A 13,356-nucleotide genomic window follows, 5' to 3' on the forward strand; every position below is an offset into this window, starting at 1 on the left:
CAGGGGTGAACGCGGCCAGGGATAGGATGGGTCAGACGGACTCGTGCCAGCGGCTGTCGGTGCGCAACAGGTGGAGGTCGCGGTGGAATCGAGTGTATCCAACCCGGTCGAAGAACTCCAAAAGCTGTATGGCGCGCTTGCGGCCGAGGCCCGTGGCATCGCGGAAATGGGCCGCACCCAGCGCGCCGCCCTGCGCCGCCGCCTGTTCCGCCACGAGCCGCGCGAGTACGCCGATCGTCGCGCGGTCATAGAACAAGTCGCGCACCACCTGATACGCGTCGCCACGCCGCGCGAGTTTCTTCAGCAACCGGCGCATGTCTTCTTCGGCAACGCCGTGCGTTTTGGCAAGATCGCGCACCCACGGCGGATCGAAGCGGCCTTGTTGCAGCGACGCCAGCACCGCGCGCGCCAGCGTTTCCTCGCGTGCGTCGAGTGTTACCGCATGCGCCGGCAGATGCAGCCACGGACCGCTGCGCGCAAGCGTCTTCCGCGCCACGGCGTCGTCGACGAGCGCGCGCCACAGTGCATCCGGCGCGAGCGGCGCGGCCATGCGGCGCAGGCGCGCGACGTCGGGGCCCTGTTCATCGGGGAAGCGTGCATGGAACGCGCCCAGTGCGTCGATGAGCCGTGCGTTCAGCACGTTCCAGTGCGCCGCCGACACATACAGCACATCATTCGACATCGGAACTTCGCGCGTGTCGGCCGGCAACGCGAGCGCCGCCGCCGGCAGGCCGCACAGATGCTCGATCAGCGAGCGCGGCAGTCCATACGGCGCCTGTTCGAACAGCGCGTCCACTCGTTGCGTATCGAGCCACGTCGCGAGCGCATCGAGCCAGGCGCGACGCTGCGGCGTGCGGCGCTTCCTGGCCGGCGCGAACGGATCGAGCACGCGGCCCCCGCCGACCGTGCGGCTCGCCTGGGCATTGCGCACGATGAAGCGGTCGCCGGGCAGCGCGCACACCGGGGTATCGAAGACGAGCTGCACGCGCGCCGTGTGTCCCGGCTGCAAGGTGTCGCCGTCGAGCAGCGCGACGTGCGCCACGCGATGCGTCGTGCCGAGATGAACATGCAGGGGCGACCAGTGCGCGAGGGTGACAGCGGCATCGTCAAGCAGGCTCAGTTCGACGTCGAGTCGCTCACACGCACGCGCCAGCCGCGCATCGACGATCCAGTCCCCGCGACCGAGCGCATCCTTCTCGGTGCCGGCAAGATTCAGCGCGCAACGCTCGCCCGCGCGGCCCGTCTGCGTCGCACGATTCTGCGCATGAATGCTGCGCACGCGCACGGCCTCGCCCGAGGTTCCACGCGGCGCGAGTGCGAGGACGTCGCCCGTCGTCACGCGGCCCGCGAACACCGTGCCGGTCGCGATGGTGCCCTTCCCCGCCAGCGTGAACACGCGGTCCACCGCCAGCCGGAACAGGCCGTCGTCGCGGCGCGTGCGCTCGTGCGCCGCCGCTTCGTGCAGATGCGCGGCCAGCGCGGCGACGCCTGCGTCGTGTTCGCGCGTGGCGTCGGTGTCGAAGCGCGGCGCCGCATGCAACGGACTGCGCGCGAGCAGCGCGTCGATGTCCGCGTGCACTTCGCGGCGGCGTGCGGCGTCCACGCGATCGCCCTTCGTCACCGCCACCGCGCCCCGCGTCACGCCGAGCAGTTCGAGAATCGCGAGATGCTCGCGGGTCTGCGGCATCACGCCGTCGTCGGCGGCGATCACCAGCAGCGCGAAGTCGATGCCGCACGCGCCCGCCGCCATCGTATGCACGAGCTTCTCGTGCCCGGGAACGTCGATGAACCCGAGCACACCGCCGCCCGCCAGCGGCACGTAGGCATAGCCCAGTTCGATGGAAATGCCGCGCGCCTTCTCTTCCTTCAGGCGGTCGGTATCGACGCCCGACAGCGCGTGCGTCAGCGTCGTCTTGCCATGATCGATGTGCCCCGCCGTGCCGACGATCATGCCGCCTCGCCTCGCGCGCCCGGCCCTCGCAGTTGCGCGATGAAGGCGGTTTCGTCGGCTTCTTCGAGGCAGCGGAGGTCGAGCCGCAAAGCGCCGTCCGCGATGCGTCCGATCACCGGCCGCGGCAATTCGCGCAGCCGCTTCTCGACGCGGTTCAACTGGCTGCCCGGACGCTTGCCGTTCGCGAGACGCACGGCCACGCCATAGCTCGGCAGGACATCCACGGGCAATGCGCCGCTGCCGATCTGGCTGAACATCGGTTCGGCGCTCACGATGAAGGCATCGCCGATCCATTGTTGCAACGCGGGCTGGACGCGTTCGGCGCAGAGGCGCATGGCGTCGGCGGGACGCGTGAGCAGGCGCAGCGTCGTCAGGCGTTCACGGAGATTCTCCGGCGCCCGATAAAGCCGCAACACGGCTTCGAGTGCCGCGAGCGTCAGCTTGCCGACTCGCAACGCGCGTTTCAGCGGATGCTTCTTGATTGTCGCAATCAGCTCTCGACGGCCCACGATCAGCCCGGCCTGCGGGCCGCCCAGCAGCTTGTCGCCGCTGAAGGTGACGAGATCGGCGCCGGCGTCGACGGTTTCCCGCACTGTGGCTTCGCGCGGCAGGCCCCACTGCGCGAGATCGACCAGCGTGCCGCTGCCCAGGTCCACCGCGATGGGCAGGCCGCGCGCCTTGGCCAGCGGCGCGAGGTCGGCGAGTGTCACTTCCTTGGTAAAACCGGTGACCGCGTAGTTGCTGCAATGCACCTTCATCAGCAGCGCGGTTTTAGGGCTGATCGCTTCGTCGTAGTCTTTCAGATGCGTGCGATTCGTCGTACCGACTTCGCGCAGTCTTGCGCCGGCGCGACTCATGATGTCGGGAATGCGGAACGCGCCGCCGATCTCCACCAGTTCGCCGCGCGACACGATCACTTCCTTGCGCGAGGCAAGCGCCGACAGCGTCAGCAGCACGGCCGCCGCGTTATTGTTCACGACGGTGGCCGCCTCCGCGCCGGTCAGCTCGCAGATCAGGCCGTTGATGAGGTCGTCGCGATCGCCGCGCGCGCCGGTTTCAAGATCGAATTCGAGGTTTGCGGGCCGCGTGAGGACTTCGGCCACCGCGCTCACGGCTTCGTCCGGCAGCAGCGCCCGGCCGAGATTCGTATGCAGCACGGTGCCGGTGAGATTGAACACGCTGCGCACCGCGCTGCGCGCACGCGCCGAGAGCGCCGCGTTCACCGCCTGCGCGAGCGCGGCGTCACTCAAGGCGTCGACCGCCGCCCGGCCGGCCTGCGCATCGCTTCGCCATGTGTCCAGCGTGGCGCGCAAGGCCGCGAGCGTCTGCGTGCGTCCATGCTCGGCGATCACAGCCGCGAATTCCGCCGCCGCCAGCACGCGCTCGACCGACGGCACGCGTGCCATCAACGCGCGCAGTTCGCTGCCGTCGCTTCCCCGGACGTCGCTCATGATTCGTCAGGCTGTTCGGGCCACAGCCACGGATGAGGCGCGGCACGGCGATAACCGGCATCGCCCATCAGGAGATCGAGCGTGAGACTCGCGAGATCGTCGGCGTAAGGCTCGAAGTCGAACGCCTTGTCCTGGTAACCGATCTTGCGATACGTGCCGCATTCGTCGCACGACTCCGCCTTGAGCGCCGCGCGCCTTGCGTGCGCGGCCTTGTCGTCTTCGCCTTCTTCGCCCGTCCCCATTGCGTGATAAGCGATGCCCTTGGTCGAATCGCAATTGGTGCACTTCGCGCGGACCACGTGCAGCTCCGTCGCACACAGCCCGCACTGCACGTAGCGATATCCTTCATACGGCCCGCCGACGCGCACGATGCTCGCCACCGGCACCGCGCCGCACACCGGACAGACGCCGGGCGCGTCGAGGTAAGGCACGTCGCGCATGTTGACGCGGCTCGCGAGGTCCGTCCACACGACTTGCAGCGCCGCGGCGACGAAGGGCGCGGCGGCCGGGTCGATTTCAGCGAAACGCAGCGTCAGGATGGCGTCGGCCTGGTTGTCGAGCGTGGCGGCGTCCATGGTGCGCAGACGGGCCACGAGTTGCACCAGGGCGGGAGTCAACGCGCCGGCCGCCTCGATGCCGTCGAGCAGCATGAACAGCACGTCGCGCCAGGCGGGATCGCGATGATCGGTGAGTGCGGGGATGATCGGCATCGAGTGCCGCTGATTCAATTCGATCGATTCGCGCGCGGGCATCGGCGCCTGGAACCGGGACAGGACGCGCTGCTGGGTGTCGGCAAGCGCGGACATCAGGCGCAGATATCCGCTGATGGGACTGTTCGCATCTGCGAGTTGCAGCAGACGCGCGGCGCGCGCAGCGAACACCGTGGCACGCTCGGGCATGCGCAATCTAGGGATGGCCGAGGGATCGAGCGACTCGATCTCAGCGGCTTCGATGATGCGTTGGACCACACGCGGCTCCTGGGGATGAAGTAGCCGGCCAAGCATATCAGCTAAATCCTAATGGGATGGGTCACCCACCAAGCGTCGATGCCGGACCGCAATCGCCTCCTACTTCCCAATCATCTCCCGAAACCACCTCGGATGATGCTTGCGCGCCCATCCGAACGTGACCGTGCCGCGCGTCATCGCGCCGATGGATCCCTTGATCCACAGCGCCGCATAGATATGCACGATGATCGAGACGATCAGCACGAAGGCCGTCGCCGCATGCACGACCGAGGCCACGCGCACCACCGTGATCGGGAAATAAAACGCGAAGTACCGCCGCCAGATCACGATCCCGCTCAGAAGCAGCAGCACGAGACTCGCCACCATCACGAAGAACAGCAGCTTCTGCCCGGCGTTGTACTTGCCGATCTCGGGCAGACGGTCCTCGCGGTTGGTGAGCACGTCGCCGATCTGCTTCATCCACTGCACGTCGTTGCGGTCCAGATAGTTGTGATGCCAGAACCGCAGCGCGAGGATCAGGAACGACACGAACATCACGCAGCCGACGAACGGATGCAGAATGCGCGTCCATTGCCCGCCGCCGAACACCGCGTAGAGCCACGCCATCGACGGATGAAACATCGCGAGTCCGGAGAGCGCGAGCAGCACGAAGGTGATCGCGGTGATCCAGTGATTCGTGCGCTCGTTCGGCGTATAGCGCTGTATCAGCCGATGTCCCTTGATGTCACGCAATTCGCTATCGTGTTTCATCGCTTCGCTCCTCTCCGCCTTCACGGCGGCGACGCACTTCATCGGCCTCGCGCTGCGCCTCGGCTTCGTCTTCGTCACTGACTTCGTTCGGCCCAACACGCGTGTAATGGAAGAACCCGGCCAGCGCCGCAATGCCGATGCTGATCATCGCCAGCGGCTTCGTCACGCCCTTCCAGATCGACACCAGCGGACTGATATGCGGATCTTTCGCCAAGCCGTGATAAAGCTCAGGCTGATCCGCGTGATGCAGCACATACATCACATGCGTGCCGCCCACGCCCGCCGGATCGTACAAACCGGCATGCTCAAAACCGCGCTCCTTCAGATCTTCGATACGCTCCGCCGCCTGCTGCTGCATGTCCACCTTGGTGCCGAACATGATCGCGCCGGTCGGGCAGGTCTTGACGCACGCGGGCTCCTGCCCCACCGCGACCCGATCCGAACACAGCGTGCACTTGTACACGCGATGATCTTCCTTCGAGAGCCGCGGAATGTTGAACGGACAGCCCGTGATGCAATACCCGCAGCCGATGCAGTTCTCTTCATGAAAATCCACGATGCCGTTGGTGTACTGCACGATCGCGCCCGGCGATGGACACGCCTTCAGACAGCCCGGATCCTCGCAGTGCATGCAGCCGTCCTTGCGGATCAGCCATTCGAGATCGCCCTTCGGATTCTCGTATTCGGTGAAGCGCATCACCGTCCACGAGTGCTCGGTCAGGTCGCGCGGGTTGTCGTAGATGCCGGTCGTATGACCGATGTCGTCACGCAGATCGTTCCACTCCATGCAGGCGGTCTGACACGCCTTGCAGCCAATGCACTTCGACACGTCGATCAGCTTCGCGACCGTGCCCGTGGCGGGCACGCGGTCGCCGGGCGGCGGCGTGGTGGTGGCCGAGAGGCGCTTGATATCCAGCGATTGCAATGCCATGCCGTCCTCCCTATGCCTTTTCCACTTTCACGAGGAACGACTTGAACTCGGGCGTCTGCGAGTTCCCGTCGCCCACGGAAGGCGTCAGCGTGTTGACGAGATAGCCCGGCTGCGCGAGGCCCTTGAAGCCCCAGTGCAGCGGCAGGCCGACGGTATGCACCTTCTTGCCCTCCACCATCAATGGCTTGATGCGCTTGGTGACGAGCGCCACCGCGACGATATGGCCGCGATTGCTCGATACCTTCACGCGGTCTCCCGCCACCACGCCCACTTCCTTCGCGTGTTCCTCGCCGATCTCCACGAACTGCTGCGGCTGCACGATCGCGTTCAGGCGCGCGTGCTTGGTCCAGTAGTGGAAATGCTCGGTCAGGCGATAGGTCGTGCCGGTGTTCGGAAACTTGTCGGCCGTGCCGAACGCAGCGCGGTCATCCGGAAACACGCGCGCGGCCGGATTGCTCGTGACGAGCTTGTTGTCCGGGAAGAACGGGTTATAGCCGATGGGCGTCTCGAACGGCTCGTAATGCACGGGGAACGGCCCTTCGTTCATGCCGTCGCGGGCGAAGAAACGCGCGACGCCCTCGGGGTTCATGATGAACGGACTCATGCCCTTGTCGGGCGGTTCGTCGACCTTGAAGTCGGGGATGTCTGAACCGGTCCACGCGCGCCCGTTCCATGCGATCAGCTTGCGCGACGGATCGAACGGCTTGCCGTTCACGTCGCACGAGGCGCGGTTGTACAGCACCCGCCGATTCGCCGGCCACGCCCAGGCCCAGCCAAGCGTCTGGCCGATACCGGTCGGGTCCGCGTTGTCGCGCCGGCCCATCTGGTTGCCCGCCTGGGTCCACGAGCCGCAGAAGATCCAGCAGCCGCTCGCCGTGGAGCCGTCGTCGCGCAGCAGCGCGAAGCTCGCCAGTTGCTCGCCTTGCTTCGCGAGCACCTTGGTCTTGTCGCTGGGATCGGTGACGTCGGCGAGCGCGCGGCCGTTGAACTCCATCGCGATCTCCTCCGGCGTCGGGCTTTCCGGATCGGCGTAGGGCCAGCTCATCTTGAGGATCGGATCGGGATACGCGCCGCCCTTCTCCTGATAGGCGCGACGCATGCGCAGCCACAGACCCGACATGATCTCCAGGTCGCTGCGCGCCTCGCCCGGTCCTACCGCGCCCTGCCAGTGCCACTGCAACACGCGCGACGAACTGACCAGCGAGCCGCGTTCCTCCGCGAAGCAGGTCGTGGGCAGCCGGAACACCTCGGTCTGGATCGTCGACGAATCGACATCGTTGAACTCGCCGTGGTTCTTCCAGAACTCGGATGTCTCGGTCGCGAGCGGATCCATGATGACCAGCCACTTCAGCTTCGAGAGCCCGAGTCCGACCTTCGCCTTGTTCGGCGTCGCGGCCAGCGGATTGAAGCCCTGGCAGATATAGCCGTTCATCTTGCCCGCGGCCATCAGCTCGAAGACCTGCAGCATGTCGTAGGGCTTGTCGAGCTTCGGCAGATAGTCGAAGCCGAAGTTGTTGTCGGCCGTCGCGTTGTCGCCCCACCATGACTTCATGAAGCTCACGTGGAACGCCCGATAGTTCTTCCAGTAACTCAGCTGGTTCGGCCGCAACGGCTGCGACGCGCGCTGCGTGATGTATGCGTCGAAGTCCTGTTCGGCTTCCATCGGCAGGGTCATGTAGCCGGGCAGGAGATTTGACATCAGGCCGAGATCCGTGAGGCCCTGGATGTTCGAGTGCCCGCGCAGCGCGTTCATGCCGCCGCCCGCAATGCCGATGTTGCCAAGCAGGAGCTGCACCATCGCGCCTGTACGGATCATCTGCGCGCCGACCGAGTGATGCGTCCAGCCGAGCGCGTAGAGAATCGAGCCCGCGCGGTTCGGCGCGGCGGTCGTCGCGAGCATCTCGCAGACCTTGAGGAACTTGTCGGTCGGCGTGCCGCAGACCTTGTTCACCATCTCCGGCGTGTAGGCGGCGTAATGCTGCTTCAGCAGGTTGTAGACACAGCGCGGATGCTGCAGGGTTGGATCGGTCTTGACGTAGCCGTCGTCGCCGCGCTCGTAGTCCCACGTCGACTTGTCGTATTTGCGATGCTCGGCGTCATAGCCCGAGAACAAGCCGTCCTTGAACACGAAGTCCTCGCGCACGATGAACGACATGTCCGTGTAATTCTTCACGTACTCGTGCTGGATCTTGTCCTGCGTGAGCAGGTAATTGATCACGCCGCCCAGGAACGCGATATCCGATCCAGTGCGGATCGGCGCATAGAAGTCCGCGACCGATGCCGTGCGCGTGAAGCGCGGGTCCACCACGATAAGACGCGTCTTGCGATGCGCCTTCGCCTCGGTCACCCACTTGAAGCCGCACGGGTGCGCCTCGGCCGCATTGCCGCCCATCACGAGAATCACGTCCGCGTTCTTGATGTCGACCCAGTGGTTCGTCATCGCTCCACGGCCAAACGTCGGGGCAAGACCTGCCACCGTCGGGCCATGTCAGACACGCGCCTGATTGTCGAATGCGAGCATTCCCCAGCTGCGCACCGTCTTGTGCGTCAGATAACCGACCTCGTTGCTGCCCGCCGACGCCGCCAGATAGCCCGAGGTCAGCCAGCGATTGACCGTCTTGCCGTCCGCCGTCTTCTCGACGAAATTCGCATCGCGGTCTTCTTTCAGCAGCGTGGCGATGCGGTCGAGCGCGTCTTCCCATGACATGCGTTTCCACTCGCTCGACCCTGGCGCGCGATATTCCGGATAGAGCAGCCGGCTCGGGCTGTGGATGAAGTCGATGAGCGAGGCGCCTTTCGGACAGAGGGTGCCGCGATTGACCGGATGATCCGGGTCGCCCTCGATGTGGATGATGCTCGCCTTGGCGTTCTTCGCGTTGTCGCCGAGGCCGTACATCAGAATGCCGCATCCGACTGAACAGTACGGACAGGTATTGCGCGTTTCCGTGGTGCGCGACAGTTTGTATTGCCGGACTTCGGCAAGCGCGGGAGCCGGAGAGAAGCCCAATGCCGCCAGGCTCGATCCGGCGAGCGTGCTCGCGGAGACCTTGAGGAACTGTCGACGTGACATTTGGAGCATGATTGCCCTCGGCGCGTCGTAAGTGGGTTTTTAGAGTGTAAGGGTGCTTGATGACGCCTGCAGTAAAGATGCAGTTGCTTTTGCAGTACGGCGCATGTCCGTAATCGTCCGAACGAAGCAATGCGTGCGCCTGGGCCGCGCGCGCTGCCTCCCGGACGTTCTGGAATGGAACCTGCTCTCCCGCCTTGAAGCCCGAGCGCCCTGCGCGTCGTATCGAACCGAGAGGTCCGCCATGAGTTCCGTATCAACGCAGAAGATCGAAGCCGTCGTCAGGAAAGATGCCTCCTGGGCCGTCGGCGCGCTCAAGAAATTTTCCGAAGACCGCTGCGCCGCCATGGCGGCGAGCATTGCCTTCTATTCCGCCTTCTCGCTCGCGCCGACGCTGGTCATGGTGATCGCTGTCGCGGGCTGGATCTTCGGGCCGGAGGCGGCGCGCGGACAGTTGTTCCATCAGGTCAACGGACTGATCGGCGACCAGGCGGCGGCTGGCGTGCAGAGCATTGTCGAAAATGCGCACCGCAGCAGCGGGACAGGTATCGCCGCGATCATCTCGTTCGTGCTGCTGGCGATTGGCGCGTCGGCGACCTTCTCGTCGCTCAATACCGCGCTCAACCTCGTCTGGCCGATGACCGGCGAGCAGCGCTCCGGCGTCTTCGCGATGGTGCGCGTGCGGCTCGTCTCGTTCGGGCTGGTGCTGGGCGTTGCCTTCCTGCTGATCGTGTCCCTCGTGCTCGATACCGCCATCCAGGCGGTCGGCATGTGGCTGTGGGGCGCATCGCCGTTCGTGATCATCGGCGACGTCGTGCAGATGGTGGTCGGGCTCGCGATTCTGTCGGTCGCATTCGGCGGACTGCTCAAGTTCCTGCCGGATGCGCCGGTCGAATGGCGCGATGCCCTCGTCGGCGGACTGGTGGCGGCGGTGCTGTTCTCCGCAGGCAAGAAGCTGTTCGCCGTCTATCTGACGCATGCGGGGACGGCCAGCGCATTCGGCGCGGCGGGTTCGCTCGCGGTGCTGTTGATGTGGCTGTATTTTTCCGCGGCCGTGCTGCTGCTCGGCGCGGAATTCTCGGCGGCGCGGGCGCGGATGCACGATCCGCGCGGCGCCTGGGGCATGCAGAACAATGGCAAGGTGCCGCCCGGCAGCCGGGCGAAGATCGGCTCGCTGCTCGCATCCTCGACGCGGCCCGCGACGCCGGCCAATGCTGCGGCTTCCTCGTCCGCCGCGCCGGTAACGCCCGCCAGCATGCGTCCCGATGCCCCCGTCAGCGCGAGCGCGCGACGCGCAATCGGTGCGCGTACCCAGCATGCACAGCAGTTGACCGGTCAGGCTCGCAGGAAGGTTTCGGCCGTCGCGCGGGCGCTCGAACTGTCGCGCAAGATCGCGCGGGCCGAATCGACGGCGACGCGCGCCACCGCGATGGCCATGATCGGCGCGAGCCGCAAGGCGTCGCACGCGAACCAAGCGGTGCGCCGACATCCGTGGCGTGCGGTATTGGTGGCGGCGAGCGCCGGCATGGCGGTCGCTTTACTTTCGCGCCGCGACACGCACCGATCGTCAGAGGAAATTATGCGCGACTGACTTCAAGCGGCAGCAATCCAGAACGGCCGAAAGAACCCAAGCTAGAAAGGCCGTTTGTTATTCAAATCGAAGGTAATCGAATAAAGCAGCGCGAATCCAGTTTCGACGGGCCGGCATTCGCGCGGAACTTTTCGAGATGCCTCGTGTCGTCACTCGACTGCTTTGAAACTTGCCGCAAACCCTTGACTGGCTTGCGTTACATCAAGTGTGTGTTTTTCGAGACAATCTATATTTTTTCATTTCTAAAGTTTCGAAACGTTGCGTTATTCTCTGCGCCAGCAACAACATATTAAACATTCGCGTGGAGAATTCGATGAAGAAATTCGCACTGACGTCCCTGTCGTTGGCGCTGCTCGGCGCAGCAGGCGCAGCACAGGCACAAACGAGCGTGACGCTCTACGGCGTGATCGATGCGGGCATTGGCTATGTGAGCCATGCCAACGCGAACGGCGACAAGCTGGTCGGCATGATCAACGGCAACCTGTCCGGCGACCGTTGGGGCCTGAAGGGTCAAGAAGACCTGGGTGGCGGTCTGAAGGCAATCTTCCAGTTGGAAAATGGTTTTGACGTCGGCACCGGCGCGCTCGGTCAGGGCGGTCGCGAATTCGGCCGTCAGGCATTCGTCGGTCTGTCGGGCAATCAGTGGGGTACGGTCACCCTCGGTCGTCAATACGATCCGCTGGTCGACATGGTCCAGGGCATCACGGCTGACAACTACTGGGGCGCCATCTTCGCAACGCCGGGCGACATCGACAACTACGACAACTCGCTGCGCGTAAGCAACGCGGTCAAGTACGTTTCGCCGAACTTCGCAGGCTTCCAGGTTGAAGGTCTGTACGGCGTGTCGGGCGTTGCCGGCGCAAGCGGTCAAGGTCAGACGTGGTCGGGCGCAGCGACGTACAACAACGGCCCGCTGGCTGTTGCAGGCGGCTACTTCTACGCGAACAACCCGAGCGCCGGCCGCACGCCGCCGACGGGCGCAAGCGGCTGGACCAGCTCCACGTCCGACGCCCTGTTCGACGGCCCGATCAACAACGCCTACGCTTCGGCGCATGCCATCGGCATCGCTCGCGGCGCGGTCCAGTACTCGATCGGCGCATTCACGGTCGGCGGTTCGTACAGCAACTCGCAATTCAAGGCTGACGGTGGTTCGCGCTTCGGTTCGGAACACTTCAACACCGGCAACGGCTTCGTGAACTTCCAGGTCACGCCGGCTCTGTTGACGGGTCTGGGCTACACCTACACGAAGGCAGGCGGCGATACGTCGGCGACCTACCATCAGGTCAGCCTCGGCGCGGACTACTCGCTGTCGAAGCGCACGGACTTCTACGCTGTTGCGGCTTACCAGCACGCAAGCGGCGACCAGCGCGATGCAACGACGGGTGGAGTCAACTCGGCACAAGCGTCGATCGGCTCGTACGGCTACGAAAGCGGCCGCAGCCACCAGGAAATGGTCATCGTCGGCGTTCGCCACAAGTTCTAAGAACAACCGGCTCGCGCGGCATGCAGATGTCGCGCTGGCAGGACCGCAGGACCCTCGAACAGCCATCGGCATGCCGATGGCTGTTTTTTTGCGTCTCAGGAATCAGCAACGTAACAAAGCGTTGAATCGAGCGGGTCGAAGGTCACTTCGTTCGATGATCGCGGCAGAATCTCCGGAACCTCAAGCCATTCGGAGTGTGATTCGATGCCGCTTCGCCACGCCGTCGTGCTCGTCGCCGCGCTTGCCGCCTGCATCGCCGGCGCGGGATGCGGGGCCGCCCGCAGCAACGATTCCCCCGCTGCGCCGTTGATCATCGCGCATCGCGCAGGCGCGGCCGACTTCCCCGAGAACACGCTGCTGGCCATCGAAGGTGCGCTGGCGAATCATGCCGATGCCATCTGGCTGACCGTACAACTCACGCGCGATGGTGTGCCGGTGCTGTATCGTCCGGCGGATCTGTCGGCGAATACCGAGGGCCGAGGCGCCATCGCGGACACCGATCTCGCCTCGCTCGAACGTCTCGACGCCGGCTGGCGCTTCGCGCGCATCGACGCAGCAGGCGTCACGCGTTATCCGTACCGCGAAATGCCGCTGCGCATTCCCACGCTCACGCAAGCCTTGCGCGCCATTCCACCCGGCGTGCCCGTCATGCTCGACATGAAGGCGCTGCCCGCCGAGCCGCAAGCCGCCGCGGTTGCGCGCGTGCTGAACGAGGAAGGCGCCTGGCCGCGCGTGCTGATCTACTCGACGGACGCGTCCTATCAGAAAGCCTTCGCCGCCTGGCCGCAAGCGGCCCTGTTCGAATCGCGCGATGCCACCCGGGCGCGGCTCGCGGCCGTCGCGCTGGAACAGACCTGCGACGCGCCCCCGTCGCCCGGCACATGGACCGCGTTCGAGTTCAAAAGGAAGATGGAGCTCGTCGAAACCTTCACGCTCGGCGAAGCGCGCACGGCGGTGACGGCGAAGCTCTGGACGCACGACGCCGTGCGATGTTTCGCCGAGCGAGGCAAGACGCGAATCGTCGCGATCGGCATCGACACGGCGGACGACTATCGCGCGGCCGCGTGCCTGGGCATTGACGCTGTTCTGGTGGATTCGCCGTCGAAGATGAGCGCGGTGAAGGCGGCGCTGCCGTCGTCCTGTGCGGCGGGCACGAGCTGATGA

9 protein-coding genes are annotated in these 13,356 nt (G+C 65.2%); 3 read left to right on the plus strand and 6 right to left on the minus strand.

Annotated features, from left to right (window positions below; all coding sequences use genetic code 11):
• Window positions 1–31: 31 nt before the first annotated feature.
• From selB to fdnG, 6 genes are all read right to left on the minus strand, one after another.
• Window positions 32–1,951 (minus strand): selenocysteine-specific translation elongation factor, encoded by a 1,920-nt coding sequence (gene selB / locus QCE88_RS38240; protein ID WP_309910919.1) that lies wholly within the window; start codon window positions 1,949–1,951, stop codon window positions 32–34.
• Window positions 1,948–3,402, minus strand: a complete 1,455-nt coding sequence (gene selA, locus QCE88_RS38245; RefSeq protein ID WP_309910920.1) for an L-seryl-tRNA(Sec) selenium transferase — start codon at window positions 3,400–3,402, stop codon at window positions 1,948–1,950. Before selA ends, selB begins: the two co-directional genes overlap by 4 nt.
• Window positions 3,399–4,370 (minus strand): formate dehydrogenase accessory protein FdhE, encoded by a 972-nt coding sequence (gene fdhE, locus QCE88_RS38250; protein ID WP_309910921.1) that lies wholly within the window; start codon window positions 4,368–4,370, stop codon window positions 3,399–3,401. Before fdhE ends, selA begins: the two co-directional genes overlap by 4 nt.
• A 99-nt stretch (window positions 4,371–4,469) precedes the next feature.
• A complete protein-coding gene (locus tag QCE88_RS38255; RefSeq protein ID WP_309910922.1) occupies window positions 4,470–5,120 on the minus strand; it encodes a formate dehydrogenase subunit gamma in 651 nt (216 codons plus the stop codon).
• A complete protein-coding gene (gene fdxH, locus QCE88_RS38260; RefSeq protein ID WP_309910923.1) occupies window positions 5,107–6,051 on the minus strand; it encodes a formate dehydrogenase subunit beta in 945 nt (314 codons plus the stop codon). The genes QCE88_RS38255 and fdxH overlap by 14 nt, the downstream gene beginning before the upstream one ends.
• A 10-nt stretch (window positions 6,052–6,061) precedes the next feature.
• Complete coding sequence (fdnG, locus tag QCE88_RS38265; RefSeq protein WP_309910925.1) at window positions 6,062–9,130, minus strand: formate dehydrogenase-N subunit alpha; 3,069 nt, start codon at window positions 9,128–9,130, stop codon at window positions 6,062–6,064.
• A gap of 232 nt (window positions 9,131–9,362) precedes the next feature.
• On the opposite strand from fdnG, the gene QCE88_RS38270 reads away from it, so the two are divergent.
• The 3 genes from QCE88_RS38270 (at window position 9,363) to QCE88_RS38280 (ending at window position 13,353) form a co-directional block, all read left to right on the plus strand.
• Window positions 9,363–10,709, plus strand: coding sequence for a YihY/virulence factor BrkB family protein (locus QCE88_RS38270; protein ID WP_309910926.1), 1,347 nt, complete (start codon window positions 9,363–9,365; stop codon window positions 10,707–10,709).
• Between the two features lie 313 nt (window positions 10,710–11,022).
• On the plus strand, window positions 11,023–12,192 hold the full coding sequence (locus tag QCE88_RS38275; RefSeq protein WP_309910927.1) for a porin: 1,170 nt from the start codon (window positions 11,023–11,025) through the stop codon (window positions 12,190–12,192).
• Between the two features lie 204 nt (window positions 12,193–12,396).
• Window positions 12,397–13,353 (plus strand): glycerophosphodiester phosphodiesterase family protein, encoded by a 957-nt coding sequence (locus QCE88_RS38280; protein WP_309910929.1) that lies wholly within the window; start codon window positions 12,397–12,399, stop codon window positions 13,351–13,353.
• Window positions 13,354–13,356: the final 3 nt, after the last annotated feature.

It is taken from the genome of Caballeronia sp. LZ035, from assembly GCF_031451175.1.
GTDB lineage: Bacteria > Pseudomonadota > Gammaproteobacteria > Burkholderiales > Burkholderiaceae > Caballeronia.